At 36.2% G+C, this 15,739-nt stretch carries 13 protein-coding genes; 11 read left to right on the forward strand and 2 right to left on the reverse strand.

Annotated features, from left to right (window positions below; all coding sequences use genetic code 11):
* Positions 1 to 81 precede the first annotated feature (81 nt).
* From dxs to DN410_RS16205, 7 genes are all read left to right on the forward strand, one after another.
* Entirely contained in the window at positions 82 to 1,974 is a 1,893-nt protein-coding gene (dxs, locus tag DN410_RS16170) for a 1-deoxy-D-xylulose-5-phosphate synthase (RefSeq protein WP_149177249.1), read from the forward strand.
* A 3-nt stretch (positions 1,975 to 1,977) separates the two neighbouring features.
* A complete protein-coding gene (locus tag DN410_RS16175; protein ID WP_149177250.1) occupies positions 1,978 to 2,817 on the forward strand; it encodes a TlyA family RNA methyltransferase in 840 nt (279 codons plus the stop codon).
* 142 nt (positions 2,818 to 2,959) lie between these two features.
* On the forward strand, positions 2,960 to 3,409 hold the full coding sequence (gene argR, locus DN410_RS16180) for an arginine repressor ArgR (RefSeq protein ID WP_001032581.1): 450 nt from the start codon (positions 2,960 to 2,962) through the stop codon (positions 3,407 to 3,409).
* Between the two features lie 267 nt (positions 3,410 to 3,676).
* Complete coding sequence (gene recN / locus DN410_RS16185; RefSeq protein WP_149177251.1) at positions 3,677 to 5,416, forward strand: DNA repair protein RecN; 1,740 nt, start codon at positions 3,677 to 3,679, stop codon at positions 5,414 to 5,416.
* Between the two features lie 118 nt (positions 5,417 to 5,534).
* Positions 5,535 to 6,833 (forward strand): SpoIVB peptidase, encoded by a 1,299-nt coding sequence (gene spoIVB / locus DN410_RS16190; RefSeq protein ID WP_149177252.1) that lies wholly within the window; start codon positions 5,535 to 5,537, stop codon positions 6,831 to 6,833.
* A gap of 289 nt (positions 6,834 to 7,122) precedes the next feature.
* Positions 7,123 to 7,917 (forward strand): sporulation transcription factor Spo0A, encoded by a 795-nt coding sequence (gene spo0A, locus DN410_RS16200; RefSeq protein ID WP_033665531.1) that lies wholly within the window; start codon positions 7,123 to 7,125, stop codon positions 7,915 to 7,917.
* 294 nt (positions 7,918 to 8,211) lie between these two features.
* Positions 8,212 to 9,744: a glycosyltransferase family protein gene (locus DN410_RS16205; protein ID WP_149177253.1), complete on the forward strand. Its 1,533-nt coding sequence runs from the start codon at positions 8,212 to 8,214 to the stop codon at positions 9,742 to 9,744.
* A gap of 169 nt (positions 9,745 to 9,913) precedes the next feature.
* On the opposite strand, the gene DN410_RS16210 is transcribed toward DN410_RS16205, so the two are convergent.
* The gene (locus DN410_RS16210; RefSeq protein ID WP_001247671.1) at positions 9,914 to 10,060 is read right to left on the reverse strand and encodes a YycC family protein; all 147 of its coding nucleotides are present in this window, start codon (positions 10,058 to 10,060) and stop codon (positions 9,914 to 9,916) included.
* 50 nt (positions 10,061 to 10,110) lie between these two features.
* Between DN410_RS16210 and DN410_RS16215 the strand changes: the two genes are divergently transcribed.
* Positions 10,111 to 10,839: a glycerophosphodiester phosphodiesterase gene (locus tag DN410_RS16215; protein ID WP_149177254.1), complete on the forward strand. Its 729-nt coding sequence runs from the start codon at positions 10,111 to 10,113 to the stop codon at positions 10,837 to 10,839.
* A 156-nt stretch (positions 10,840 to 10,995) separates the two neighbouring features.
* Here the strand turns inward: DN410_RS16215 and DN410_RS16220 are convergent, their stop codons facing one another.
* A complete protein-coding gene (locus DN410_RS16220; RefSeq protein ID WP_149177255.1) occupies positions 10,996 to 11,229 on the reverse strand; it encodes a DUF2627 domain-containing protein in 234 nt (77 codons plus the stop codon).
* Positions 11,230 to 11,366: 137 nt separating this feature from the next.
* Here DN410_RS16220 and DN410_RS16225 point away from each other — a divergent pair, with 137 nt between their 5' ends.
* The 3 genes from DN410_RS16225 (at position 11,367) to DN410_RS16240 (ending at position 15,669) form a co-directional block, all read left to right on the forward strand.
* Positions 11,367 to 13,439 carry a sigma 54-interacting transcriptional regulator gene (locus DN410_RS16225; protein ID WP_149177256.1) on the forward strand — a complete coding sequence of 691 codons (2,073 nt, stop codon included), beginning with the start codon at positions 11,367 to 11,369 and terminating at the stop codon, positions 13,437 to 13,439.
* A gap of 195 nt (positions 13,440 to 13,634) precedes the next feature.
* Positions 13,635 to 14,534, forward strand: a complete 900-nt coding sequence (gene yqiS / locus DN410_RS16235) for a phosphate butyryltransferase (RefSeq protein WP_000763071.1) — start codon at positions 13,635 to 13,637, stop codon at positions 14,532 to 14,534.
* Between the two features lie 34 nt (positions 14,535 to 14,568).
* Entirely contained in the window at positions 14,569 to 15,669 is a 1,101-nt protein-coding gene (locus DN410_RS16240; RefSeq protein ID WP_088230995.1) for a leucine dehydrogenase, read from the forward strand.
* Positions 15,670 to 15,739 lie beyond the last annotated feature (70 nt).

The following is a 15,739-nucleotide window of genomic DNA, read 5'->3' on the forward strand; positions in this document are numbered from 1 at the left end:
AGAGAATTTCTTGTGTTGTGTAAATGTTTCTTATAGTATTTGACATGTTGACAGATTATGAAATGAAAGTGAGTGATCCATGTGGATCTAACGCAAATTCAAAACCCTAGTTTTTTGAAAGATATGTCTATCAGTGAACTAGAGGGATTGAGTGAGGATATTCGTAAATTTTTAATTGAAGAGCTCTCTCAAACAGGTGGACATATTGCACCTAATTTAGGTGTAGTAGAACTCACAATTGCTCTGCATAAATTATTTGATAGTCCGAAAGATAAATTTTTATGGGACGTAGGACATCAATCCTATGTACATAAAATTTTGACAGGACGTGCAAAAGAATTCGGCACATTAAGGCAATATCAAGGACTATGTGGTTTCCCAAAACGTTGCGAGAGTGAGCACGATGTATGGGAAACTGGTCATAGCTCGACGTCATTATCTGCTGCAATGGGAATGGCTCTAGCACGTGATTTAAAGAAAACGAAAGAATATGTTATACCAATCATTGGAGATGGTGCTTTAACAGGCGGAATGGCTTTAGAAGCATTGAACCATATTGGACATGAAAAAACAGACATGATTGTTATTTTGAATGACAATGAAATGTCAATTGCACCAAACGTTGGTGCGCTTCATAATGTGCTTGGACGTCTACGTACCGCAGGAAAATACCATTGGGTAAAAGACGAACTAGAGTATATATTGAAGAAAATCCCAGCAGTTGGCGGGAAAGTTGCTGCGACAGCAGAGAAAATAAAAGATAGTCTTAAATATTTATTAGTATCTGGTGTCTTTTTCGAAGAGTTAGGCTTTACATATTTAGGTCCAGTCGATGGACACGATTATGAAAAGCTATTCGAAACGTTGCAATATGCAAAGAAAACAAAAGGCCCAGTGCTTGTTCATGTTATTACGAAAAAAGGAAAAGGTTATAAACCAGCTGAGAGTGATGTTATAGGAACTTGGCATGGAACAGGACCTTATAAAATTGAATCCGGTGACTTCGTTAAACCGAAAGAAGTTGCGCCAGCATGGAGTGCTGTTGTTAGTGAAACAGTACTTAAGCTAGCGAGAACGGACGAGCGTATCGTTGCAATTACTCCGGCAATGCCTGTTGGATCGAAACTTGAGAAATTCCAAAAAGAATTCCCGGATCGTATGATTGATGTAGGTATTGCAGAACAGCATGCTACAACAATGGCAGCGGGTATGGCAACGCAAGGTATGAAGCCATTCTTAGCGATTTATTCAACATTTTTACAAAGAGCATATGACCAAGTTGTTCATGATATATGCCGCCAAAATTTAAATGTTTTCATCGGAATCGATCGCTCTGGTTTAGTAGGAGCAGATGGTGAAACGCATCAAGGTGTATTTGACATCGCATTCTTACGTCACTTGCCGAATATGGTACTTATGATGCCAAAAGATGAAAATGAAGGGCAACATTTAGTATATACGGCGATGCAATATGAAGATGGACCAATCGCATTACGTTATGCGCGTGGTAATGGACTTGGTGTTCATATGGATGAAGAATTAAAGGCGATTCCAATCGGTTCATGGGAAACGTTAAAAGAAGGTACACAAGCCGCTATTTTAACGTTTGGTACAACGATACCAATGGCAATGGAAGCAGCTGAGCGTCTTGAAAAAGCTGGAGTTTCAGTGAAAGTAGTGAATGCTCGCTTTATTAAACCGATGGATGAAGCATATTTACATGATCTCCTAGGAAAAAATATACCGATTTTAACGATTGAAGAAGCTTGTTTAATCGGTGGTTTTGGAACAGGCGTAGTTGAATTTGCGTCTGAGAATGGGTACCATAGTACATTAATTGAACGAATGGGTATTCCGGATCGTTTCATAGAGCACGGTAGTGTAACAAAATTATTAGAAGAAATTGGTTTAACGACAGAGGCAGTTGTAGACCGTATTCATACAATGATTCCATCAAAACAAAAAAGGGCGTAACAAATGAGTGCAAAAAAAGAAAGAGTAGACGTACTATTAGTAGAGCGAGGACTTATAGAAACACGTGAGAAAGCAAAACGCGCCATTATGGCAGGCCTTGTATATGCAAATGAGATGAGACTTGATAAGCCAGGAGAGAAAATCCCACAAGATACAGAGATTACGGTGAAGGGACAAGTTATGCCGTACGTAAGCCGTGGTGGTTATAAACTTGAAAAGGCATTAGAGACGTTCCATCTTAATTTACAAGATAAAGTTATGATAGATATTGGTTCATCAACTGGTGGCTTTACAGATTGTGCGCTTCAAAATGGAGCGAAATTATCTTATGCATTAGATGTAGGATACAATCAACTTGCGTGGAAATTACGTCAAGATGAGCGTGTTGTCGTAATGGAACGAACAAACTTCCGTTACGTGACACCAGCAGACTTGGAACGTGGTTTACCGCAATTTGCTAGTATCGATGTTTCGTTTATATCATTGAAGCTTATATTGCCAGTTTTAAAAACAATGCTTATGCCTAATGGGGATGTAGCAGCGTTAATTAAACCGCAGTTTGAAGCTGGAAGAGAGCAAGTTGGGAAAAAAGGTATCGTTCGTGATAGAAAAGTACATGAGGCTGTCGTAGAAATGATTGTCGATTTTGCTTTAAAAGAAGGATACGATGTAGAAGGTTTAACATTCTCACCAATTACGGGCGGGGATGGTAATATTGAATTTTTAATCCACCTGAAATGGCATGGTGAACGTGAGAATGGCGAAAATCATTCTCCAGTTTCTGTTGAGCAAGTTGTTACAGAAGCGCATGATGTTCTAAAACAAAAAGGAAAAGGGGAATAACATATGTTGTTCCTCTTTTTGTTGTAATTGTATAATGATTGTAAAAACAATTGTGTACAAGTAACGAATTATACGTTAACATAAATAAGTGAAGTATACCAATGTTTAAACTATGGTAAGAGATAGTGTGAGGTGCAAATGTATGAATAAAGGTCAGCGCCATATTAAAATCAGGGAAATTATTGCGAACAAAGAAATTGAAACACAAGATGAATTAGTTGATATTTTACGTAATGAGGGATTTAATGTAACGCAAGCGACAGTATCGCGCGATATTAAAGAGCTGCACTTAGTGAAAGTGCCATTACATGATGGTCGCTATAAATATAGCTTGCCAGCAGATCAACGATTTAACCCGTTGCAAAAATTAAAACGAAATCTAGTGGATTCATTTGTAAAATTAGACACGGCAGGACATATGCTTGTGCTAAAAACATTGCCTGGTAACGCTCATTCACTTGGGGCACTTATTGATCATTTAGAGTGGGATGAGATCATCGGAACCATCTGTGGTGATGATACTTGCTTAATTATTTGCCGTACACCTGAAGACACAGGTGTTGTCTCTGATCGTTTCTTAAATATGCTGTAACAAAAAAATCTTGTTTACTTTCCTCTATAAAGTGGAAAGTAAACAGGATATTTTTATGGATTAAAAATATGTATTTTCAATTGCAATATAATATTTTGTTTGAATAAAGTTAGAAAATAGGTGGATTGACCCGTAAAACAAATGTTTGGTACAATGGAGCGGGTTAGAAAAGTAATGTATACATACAAATATATAGTATGACTATTTGAATAAAGAACTGAGAAAAGCCCTAATAGGGGATTAGTTTATAACGAGGTGAATGGGGCATTGTTATCGGAATTATCGATTAGAAACTTTGCTATTATTGAGGCATTAAATATTTCTTTTCAAAAAGGTTTAACGGTTTTAAGTGGTGAAACAGGAGCCGGGAAATCGATTATTATTGATGCGATTAGTTTGCTTGTAGGTGGCCGTGGTTCAGCAGAATTTGTTCGATACGGAACAGAAAAAGCTGAGATAGAGGGGCTATTTTATGTAGAAGATGATAAGCATCCATGTATTGAAAAGGCAGAAGAGTTGGATATAGAAATAGAAGATGGCATGATTATTTTGAAGCGAGACATCGCTGCAAACGGAAAGAGTGTATGTCGTGTAAATGGGAAACTGGTTACACTGAGTATATTAAAAGAAATTGGGAAAACGCTTGTTGATATTCATGGACAGCATGAAACACAAGACTTAATGAATGAAGAGCGTCACCTATTTATGCTCGATCATTTTGATGGAGAGCGTATTGTTAAACAATTGGATATATATCAAAACGTATACGCTGACTACGAGAAATTAAAAAAACAGTTGAAATCGTTAAGTGAAAATGAACAACAAATGGCACATCGCTTAGATTTAATTCAATTTCAGCATGAAGAAATTCGTAAGGCGGATTTAAAGATGGATGAAGAAAATGAATTAACTGAGGAACGATTGCAAATTTCTAATTTTGAAAAGATTTATAAAGCGTTAGGTGATGCGTATCGTTCGTTAAGTGCTGACGGACAAGGATTAGATAATGTTAGAAGCGCAATGGGACAAATGGAGAGTATTACACATTTAGATGAAGTGTATCAAGAAAATCATGATTCAATTGCAAACAGCTATTATTTATTAGAAGAAGTGGCGTATCAACTTAGAGAAAAGCTCGATATGATGGAATATGATCCGAATCGTCTAGATGAAATTGAGACACGTTTAAATGAAATTCGTATGTTAAAGAGAAAATATGGAAATACTGTAGAAGAGATTTTAGCGTATGCTGATAAAATTGAACAAGAAATTTTTACAATTGAAAATAAAGATGTTCATATCGAAACGACGAAGAAACAGTTAAAGGAATTAGAAAGTGTTATTCTGCAAGAAGCAACGTTGTTAAGTACTATGCGTCATGAGCTTGCAGAGCATCTTACAAATGCCATTCATCAAGAATTAAAAGAATTATATATGGAAAAAACGAAATTTGAAGTGAGAATCATGAAGAGAGAAGGAAATACAGAAGAACCTCTTGTGGAAGGTACACCAGTAAGACTGACGGCAGATGGTTATGATCATGTGGAGTTTTATATTTCAACGAACCCAGGTGAACCGCTAAAACCACTTTCAAAGGTCGCTTCTGGAGGGGAGTTATCTCGTATTATTTTAGCTTTAAAAAGTATTTTTTCTAAGCATCAAGGTGTTGCGTCTGTTATTTTTGATGAAGTGGATACAGGTGTGAGTGGCCGAGTTGCACAGGCTATTGCGGAGAAGATTTATCGTGTATCAGTAAACTCGCAAGTACTTTGTATTACGCACTTACCTCAAGTAGCTTCAATGGCGGATTCACATTTATTTATTCGAAAACAAGTAGCGAATGATCGGACAATTACATCAGTAACTGTTTTAACTATGGAGGATAAAGTAACAGAAATAGCTCGAATGATTTCTGGTGTGGAAATTACGGATTTAACGACAGAACATGCGAAAGAGTTACTTACGCAAGCACATCATTTTAAACAGACAGCAGAGGCTATCCAGTAATGGATAGCTTTTTTTCTCAAATGACGATTTCTTAATTCTTCCGGTTATAAATAAAGCACTGCAAGGAGAGATTAAAAAGTGAAGCCAAGAGGCTGAATGTGGGGTAGGAGCGAGGAGAGTGAACAAATTGAAATTAGAAAGATTTCGCAAAATAATAGGTCTTTATCTCCTTGTTTCTTTAGTATTTATTGGATGTTTTAAACCGCTTCGAACGTTTATTTCATCACCGAAACAACTTGTTATTTTTGAAGGACAACAATCAGAAATAGCTTCATTACCAGTTTTTCAAGCTTCATCTACAGATCGTCATGTATTTACAGTGAGTTCGAACGAACAAAAACAAGGACTTATGGTAAATTCTCACCAAAATGGTGAAGCAGATATGGTGTTTCAGCTTGCTGGTTTTCCAGTGAAAAAAGTAAATATAAAAGTGCTGAAAGATTTTAAAGTTATTCCAGGTGGACAATCGATTGGTGTGAAATTAAACACAAAAGGTGTACTGGTTGTAGGCCATCATTTAATTCAAACTGAAAAAGGTAAAATATCTCCTGGTGAAACAGCAGGTGTGCAAATTGGAGATATGATTACTGAAATTAATGGTAAAACAATTGAAAGAATGAGTGATGTGGCACCATTTGTTCATAGTAGTGGTGAAACAGGTGAGCCGCTTAATCTTGTTTTGTTACGAGATGGAAAATACATTCGCACTAAGTTAACACCACAAAAAGATAGTGGTGAATCGTCTTATCGTATTGGCCTATATATTCGAGATTCGGCAGCTGGAATCGGAACGATGACATTTGTTCATCCAGATTCTATGAAATACGGGGCGCTTGGTCATGTTATTTCTGATAATGATACAAAAAAACCGATTCAAGTTGAAGATGGGCAAATTATGCGTTCAACAGTTACATCAATTGAAAGAGGAAGTCATGGGAATCCAGGGGAGAAATTAGCAAGGTTCTCACCAGATCGTGAAGTGATTGGCAATATTACAATAAATAGTCCATTTGGAATTTTTGGGAAGTTAAATACAAATATGACAAATGGTATAATGGATAAAGCAATGCCCATTGCATTATCAAATCAAGTAAAAGAGGGACCAGCAAAGATTTTAACAGTTATTGATCAAGATAAAGTAGAATCTTTTGATATTGAAGTTGTTAGTACAGTGCCGCAAAAATTTCCAGCCACAAAAGGTATGGTTATCAAAGTAACGGATAAACGTTTATTAGCGAAAACTGGTGGTATCGTACAAGGAATGAGTGGAAGCCCAATCGTACAAAACGGGAAAGTAATTGGTGCTGTTACGCATGTATTTGTAAATGATCCAACGTCAGGATACGGTGTTCATATTGAATGGATGTTACATGAGGCTGGAATTAATATTTATGATCAGGAAAAAAAAGCGAGCTAATTTATTAATTAGCTCGCTTTTTCTGTTTAAAAATTCGTTGAAATTTTGTAAAAGCTCCGCAAGAGGTGTTTTTTGTTGTAAAATAAAAGGAAAGGGTTGAACGTTTCGTTGTATTTCTATGATGGAATGTGTTGTGAAAGGGAAAAAATGAACGATAAACATATTTTTTTGTGATTTTATCGGAAAGTAACAAACTTTAAAAGGGAATTTTCACACAATTGTCGAACAATTCATGTAGCCTAGAAGGATACACATGTCGGAGAATCGATTCGGTAAGGGAGGAAAAGCTGTGGAGAAAATTAAAGTATGTCTTGTGGATGATAATAAAGAATTAGTATCAATGCTAGAGAGTTATGTTGCTGCTCAAGATGATATGGAAGTAATCGGAACTGCTTATAATGGACAAGAGTGTTTAAACTTATTAAAAGACAGGCAGCCGGATGTACTCGTATTAGATATTATTATGCCACATCTAGATGGTTTAGCTGTATTAGAGAAAATGCGCCATATTGAAAGGCTAAGACAGCCTAGCGTAATTATGTTAACAGCATTTGGACAAGAAGATGTGACGAAAAAGGCGGTTGATTTAGGTGCTTCATATTTCATATTAAAACCATTTGATATGGAGAATTTAACAAGTCATATTCGCCAAGTGAGCGGTAAGGTAAACGCTACCATTAAACGTCCATTGCCATCTTTCCGATCAGCGACAACAGTAGATGGAAAACCGAAAAATTTAGATGCGAGTATTACGAGTATCATTCATGAAATTGGTGTACCTGCTCATATTAAAGGGTATATGTATTTACGAGAAGCGATCTCTATGGTATACAATGACATCGAATTATTAGGTTCTATTACGAAAGTATTATATCCAGACATCGCAAAAAAGTATAATACAACAGCAAGTCGTGTCGAACGAGCAATCCGTCACGCAATAGAGGTAGCTTGGAGCCGTGGGAATATAGATTCTATTTCGTCCTTATTCGGTTATACAGTATCAATGTCAAAAGCAAAACCTACGAACTCAGAGTTTATCGCAATGGTTGCGGATAAGCTGAGACTTGAACATAAAGCTAGCTGAGAATAGGTAAACTAAAGAGTTTACTCTTTAGTGAAACCGATGAATTATTGAATTTCATACTGAATATCGATTTTTAAACAAATAAATTATTTCACCTAAAGACCAATGGATTTTATGATTCATTGGTCTTTTTATTTACTTTGATTTAAGAATAGTGAGGTGATTTAATGGAATATATATGTAGAAAGGTGCAGGGAAAAAAGTGGGTTGTATAGGGAATACGTGAGTTTGACATCGTAATCTTGATAACGTATTATTGATTGGGAAATGATATAGATATAGGAGAATATAAGAATGTCTGTAAAAAAAATAGTGGATCGATTGTATCCAATCATTGTTATGACAGTGTTTTTGGCTGTATTTTCAATGATAGTAAGTAAGTTTTTCATTCCGAAAATAATTTTGATGAGTGGAGAATTTCCATATCCGACTGAGGAGTATACTGCAAGCAAAATAGGCGTTGTTATAGTAGCGACACTTCTTTTATTTGCACTCTTCTTTATGTATTACAAATGGGTTATTAATAAAATGAAAAGAACGTATACAAATATTATGATTACCTTAGGGATAATAAGTATTTTGATGGTAGAAATATTTATTACTTCTATAGCGTTTAATCCTGTTGTAGGGGATTATGCCATCCTTAAACAAGGAATTGTTTCTGTGTTTAATGGAGATAATCAATTTTTAGAAATGGGACAGCTTCTGTTTTATCCATATAATACACATATTGTATTATTAGGAGGATACTTTTCCAAATTAATAGGAAGCGTAGATGTAGCCATAAAAATATTACCAATAGTATGTATAACAGGTAGTATTATTTTAAATGTATTGATTGTAAGGAAGATTACAAACTTTAAAGTTGCTCACATATCGATTGTGTTATCTGTGCTAAATATTTTTATATATTGGCAGGCTCCGGTTTTTTACACGCATACATTAGTAATATTTTTTATTTCAGCAACGATGTATACATATTTGTGCTTGAAAACGGCGGAAACAAAACGAATGCAGATTATTTTGTGGATTTTGTTGGGAGTTTTCGCAGCTTGTACTTATATTATCAGACCGACAGCATTGGCGGTAGCGTTAGCGATTTTAATTGAAAATATTTTAAAGTTTCGTAAGGGATATTCTGTAAAGGTGTTAAGTAGTGTTGTATTTTGTTTAATCCTTATTGTAAGTTTTAAGGGTATAACGACAAAGCTAAATCTTAGTACCGATAATGAAATTGAAAAAATTCCGTATACTCATTGGGTAAAAATGGGTTTAAACAAAGATACGTATGGTGTTTGGAATCAGGCAGATGCGGATTATATTGATGATGAAAACATAAAGAATACGAAGGACTTGAATGAACACAATAAAGAAGTTATAGTACAACGTTTCAATGAGCTTGGTGTAATGGGTTATGTACAACATTTGAATGAAAAAATAACTAGAGAATGGGTATCGAGTCAGTTTTCTATGTACCGTATTGGGCAATGGTTCGAGCAGAAAAATGACAAGGTAACTAATTTTGTGTCGAACTATAGTACAACGAAGTATAAAATCGTTACTATATATTCTTACGTTATTAAATTATTCGTGTACATAGCTGTTATGGCGGCTGTTATTCTTTATACAAAGAAAGATGAAAAAGAATCGGAAGTTATACGAATTGCGATGATTAGTACATTAGGGGTATTTACTTTCTTGTTACTATGGGAAACAGCCCCGCATTATACTTATGAGGCATTTGCATTTATGAATATTCCAGCTTCTTTAGGATTGTATAAATTGTTTACGATTGTGACAAAAGATAAACACGGACAATTCGAATAATTAAAATGTTATAGTAAAACCCCCTCTTTTCATAAAAGAGGGGGTTTTACTATGTATAATTGAAGAGGGGTTTAAATTGGGGAATAGAATGTGCGTTGTATATTTTTAGTGGAGAAGTCATCCGTGATATAATAGTTGATAATAAAAAGCCCTGCAAAACAGGACCATATTATTCTTCATCTTTATTTTGTTTTTCTAATTCAACTAGCTTTTGAATTAAAATGTGCTGTGGCATATGCATGAGCTGTTCAAGTGGGACACCTAACGCTTTTGATAGACGGACTGCAGTGTCTGGAGAAATTTGTAATGGTCTCATAGAAGTACCTCCTTTTTCGTATAGTATAGCATAAGATTGGGGGAGTGAGGATGACTCTTATATTTGCACATCGTGGTGCAGCGGGAACATACCCAGAAAATACAATGATTTCATTTGAAGCGGCGGAGTCTTTTGGAGCGGATGGAATTGAGCTTGATGTTCAATTAACGAAAGATGGAAAGGTTGTCGTTATTCATGATGAAACGGTGAACCGGACAACAAATGGAAAAGGTGCCGTTCGAAATTATTTATATGAGGATTTATGTAAGTTAAATGCAAGTTATAAATTTGGTGATAAAGTAGGTTTTTGTAAAATACCACTTTTAGAAGAGGTATTAGAATGGCTTGTAAAAACAGATTTACTACTTAATATTGAACTTAAAAATAATAAAATCCCATATAGAGGTTTAGAAGAAGAGGTTATAACACTTGTGCGTAAATTTAGCCTAGAGGATCGGGTTATATTTTCATCGTTTAATCACTACAGTATGAAACGATGCCATATGATGGCTCCTGATATTCAAACGGCTATTTTATATCGCGAAGGTTTGCATAGTCCGTGGGCATATGCGAAAAAAATGGGTGCAACAGCAGTACATCCGAATTATCGTTACCTTCCAGATGCTATTGCTGAACTAACGATAGAAAGTGGCATAGAGGTTCGCCCTTATACAATAAATGAAGAAACACTTATGCGTAAATATTTTGATATGAATATATCGGCGATTATTACGGATTATCCTGAAACAGCAAGAACTTTATTGCCTATAAAAAAATGAGACCGAATGTAACGGTCTCATTTTTTTATTTATCCCGCTATTTTTCAGGCTAAGAATCCCGCCGCAAACAAGGTAGGTGGGGAATAGGGGCCAGAAAAGCCAGAGTGATGGGGCTAATTGATTAACTTTTTACCTTATTAATAGAAGAAAATTTTTCTATCTTCTAAAGCGGGCTTGAACTTTATTTCGTTTGCGGTCCCGGTGTAAGACGAAGCCACCAAAGATATAAAAGCCGAGTGCGAAGCAGAAAGCTCCGATTAAAAATTGTAACCATAGTATAGAGATTGGTGGAAATAGAATGCCGAATAAAGTATCCCTCATTAACTTAATGCCAAGCACGGCTAATGAAATGGGAATGAGTGCTAATAATAGAGCGAGGTAACGCTGCATACATAACGCTCCTTTTCAGATTATTTAGTATATTTTAATGATGTTATATGAAAAGGGGGTTTGTCAAGAGATTGCTGAACGAGTAAGATAAGGGTGTGAAAAAAATTGCAGAGATACTTCGAGAGGAAGTGTACGATATGAAACAAAAGGTGTTAATTGTTGGTGCAGGTGAAGGTGGTAGTACACTGCTGAATCTGTTACAAAGTTCGAATATATTTCAAATTATAGGGGTTATAGATATAAATCCGATGGCGAAAGGATTACAAATTGCTAAGGAATATGGGATTACGATTGGAGAAAGTATAACTCCGTTTCTTTCTATGCACATTGATGTAATGTTTGATATGACAGGTGACGATAATTTACATAAAGTTTTATTAGAGAAAAAGGATAAAGATACTCTTCTTATACCAGGTGATATTGCAAAAATTGTTACGAGATTAGCGCATGAGAAGGAAGATTTAATTGGAAAATTAGAAGAACAAACACAACAAGGGGATTTAATTTTAAATTCTACACATGACGGTATGATTGTCATCGATCGAGAGGGGCAAGTCCGCCTTTTTAATAAAAGTGCGGAGCGTATTATCGGATATAAAAAAGAAAACGCAATAGGGAAACATATTTTAGACGTGATTCCAACGAGTAAGTTGCTTCGTATCATACGAACGAAACAAATAGAAGTGAATTATGAACTGACGTTAGAGAATGAAAAGAAAATTATTACAACACGTATTCCAATATTGAAAGAGGGAGGAGAGGTGCAAGGAGCGTTTGCGATTTTTAAAGATATTACAGAAGTCGTAGATCTCGCGGAAGAAGTTACGGATTTAAAAGAGATTCAAACGTTACTTGAGGCGATTATTAACTCATCGGAGGAAGCGATTTCGGTCGTGGATGAAAAGGGAAGAGGATTAGTAATTAACCCCGCCTATACGAAGTTAACTGGATTAACAGAAGAAGATATACTTGGACAACCAGCTACAACAGATATTGTAGAAGGTGAAAGTATGCATATGAAAGTACTTCGAACACGCCGAGCGGTACGTGGAATACATATGAAAATTGGTCAAAAAAAGCGAGATGTAATCGTCAACGTAGCGCCAGTCATTGTTGATGGTATATTGAAAGGAAGCGTCGGTGTAATTCGTGACGTATCAGAAATTCAAAAGTTAACAAATGAATTGAATAGAGCAAGGCAAATCATTCGAACATTAGAAGCGAAATATTCATTTGATGATATTGTCGGAAATTCAGATGAAACAACGGCAGCTATTGAACAGGCGAAACTGGGAGCGAATACACCTGCAACTGTATTACTACGCGGAGAATCTGGCACAGGTAAAGAATTATTTGCGCATGCAATTCATAATGGGAGTAATCGAAAATATAATAAGTTCGTTCGTGTGAACTGTGCGGCTATTTCAGAGACGCTGTTAGAAAGTGAGTTATTTGGCTATGAGGAGGGTGCGTTTTCTGGAGCGAAGAGAGGCGGGAAACGTGGGTTCTTTGAGGAAGCAAATAACGGCAGTATCTTTTTAGATGAAATAGGAGAGTTATCTGCTAATACACAGGCGAAACTCCTTCGCGTGCTGCAAGAAAAAGAAATTGTAAAAGTTGGTGGGACGAAAGCGATACCTATTAATGTTCGGGTAATTGCAGCAACACATGTGAATTTGGAAAAGGCTATTTTAGAAGGGGAATTTAGGGAGGATCTTTATTATCGTTTAAATAAAATTCCAATTCAAATTCCATCTCTTCGTCAGCGTAAAGGAGATATACCGGCGATTGCAGAAAGATTAATTCAAAAAATAAATCAAGATTATGGCCGAAATGTTGAGGGGCTTACCGATTCGGCTATTTCATATTTACAATCATATGAATGGCCTGGAAATGTGAGGGAGCTTGAAAATATTTTAGGGAGAGCTATTATCTTTATGAATTATAACGAGATATATATTGATGTGCATCATTTACCACCTTTACATAAAGAAGAGCAGCAGGAGTTGAAACAAAATAACTTGTTACCTGAATTAGAAGAAAAGCCACTTGAACATTTAGTGACAGAGTTTGAAGGGAATATCATTCATAAATATTTAGAGAAATTTGATGGGAATAAAACAAAAACTGCAAGAGCGTTAGGAATTTCAGTTCGAAATTTATATTATAAGCTAGAAAAGTATGACTGTGCAAAAAATAGCATGCAATAAATTGCGTACCGTGCAATTTATTGCATGGTATACAAAAAGTGACAAAATAAGACAGAATCTTTTGTTATTTTCCAAAGTATTGATTTTACTGCATTTTGAATGCGTTTTCATTATTGGTAAGACCACTTTTAAAAGTTGGCACGGTATTTGCTTTATAAATAGACGAGGGACGACGGAAAGGGTTGATTACAAAATATGAAGTTAGAACACTTAATTGATCAAGCAGCAGGACAGCCTAAAAAAACTGTGGCTGTAGCAGTAGCTGAAGATCATGAAGTAATTGAAGCTGTAGCGAAAGCAATTACATTACAGCTAGCTCAATTTCGTCTATATGGAAATCAAGAAAAAATAATGGGGATGCTACAAGAACATGGTTTACAAACTTCAGAACATATTGAAGTGATTGCAGCAACATCAAATGCTGAGGCTGCAGAACTTTCTGTTAAAGCTGTGAGAAACGGTGAAGCAGATGTGCTTATGAAGGGAAACATCCCAACAGCAAATATTTTGAAGGCTGTGTTAAATAAAGAGTGGGGGTTACGTAAAGGTAGCGTACTTTCACATGTAGCAGCGTTTGAAGTTCCAAATTATAATCGTCTTATTTTCGTTACAGATGCAGCGATGAACATCGCACCTGATGTAACACAGAAAGCTGCTATTATACAAAATACTGTAGAAGTTGCCCGGGCAATAGGAATTGAGTTGCCAAAAGTGGCGCCAATCGCAGCAGTAGAAGTTGTGAATCCAGCGATGCAGGCGACAATTGATGCAGCGATGTTAACACAAATGAATCGCCGCGGACAAATCAAAGATTGTATCGTTGATGGACCACTTGCTTTAGATAATGCAGTATCACAAATTGCAGCAGAGCATAAAGGCATAGTAAGTGATGTAGCAGGTAAGGCAGACATTTTACTCGTCCCAACGATTGAAGCTGGAAATGTGCTATATAAATCACTCGTTTACTTTGCGGATGCCAAAGTAGGAGCAATGATTGCAGGCGCAAAAGCACCGATTGTTTTAACGTCTCGTGCTGATTCAGCAGAAACAAAAGTATATTCATTAGCATTGGCAGTTGCGACTGCTTCAAAATAAACCAAAAAGGGTAAAACATTAGGGGGAAACGACAATGACATTAGAAATCTTCGAATACTTAGAAAAATATGATTATGAGCAAGTAGTATTTTGTCAAGATAAAGAATCTGGTTTAAAAGCAATTATTGCAATTCATGATACAACTCTTGGACCAGCTCTTGGTGGAACAAGAATGTGGACATATGATTCTGAAGAAGCGGCGATTGAAGATGCATTGCGTCTTGCAAAAGGGATGACATACAAAAACGCAGCAGCTGGTCTAAACTTAGGTGGTGCGAAAACAGTAATTATCGGTGATCCACGTAAAGATAAGAGCGAAGCGATGTTCCGTGCGTTAGGACGTTACATTCAAGGACTAAACGGACGTTACATTACAGCTGAAGATGTTGGTACAACTGTAGATGATATGGATATTATCCATGAAGAAACTGACTTTGTAACAGGTATTTCACCATCATTCGGTTCTTCTGGTAACCCATCTCCAGTAACTGCATACGGTGTTTACCGTGGTATGAAAGCAGCTGCGAAAGAAGCTTTCGGTACTGATAATTTAGAAGGAAAAGTAATTGCTGTTCAAGGTGTTGGTAACGTAGCATATCACCTATGCAAACATTTACACGCTGAAGGAGCAAAACTAATCGTTACAGATATTAATAAAGAAGCTGTACAACGTGCAGTAGAAGAATTCGGTGCAACAGCTGTTGAACCAAATGAAATTTACGCTGTTGAATGTGATATTTACGCACCATGTGCATTAGGTGCAACAGTTAACGATGAAACTATTCCACAACTTAAAGCAAAAGTAATCGCAGGTTCTGCAAATAACCAATTAAAAGAAGATCGTCACGGCGACATCATTCATGAAATGGGTATTGTATACGCACCAGATTATGTTATTAACGCAGGTGGCGTAATTAACGTAGCAGACGAATTATATGGATACAATAGAGAACGTGCATTAAAGCGTGTTGAGTCTATTTATGACACAATTGCAAAAGTAATCGAAATTTCAAAACGCGATGGCATTGCAACTTATGTAGCAGCAGATCGTCTAGCTGAAGAGCGCATTGCAAGCTTGAAAAACTCTCGTAGCACATACTTACGCAACGGTCACGACATTATTAGCCGTCGCTAATCATTCATATATAACTTTTACAAAAGGTGTGGATACCTCTTATGAGGTTTCCACTCCCTTTTGAATTTAT

This window comes from Bacillus sp. SH5-2, assembly GCF_008368905.1.
Taxonomy (GTDB): Bacteria; Bacillota; Bacilli; order Bacillales; family Bacillaceae_G; genus Bacillus_A; species Bacillus_A luti.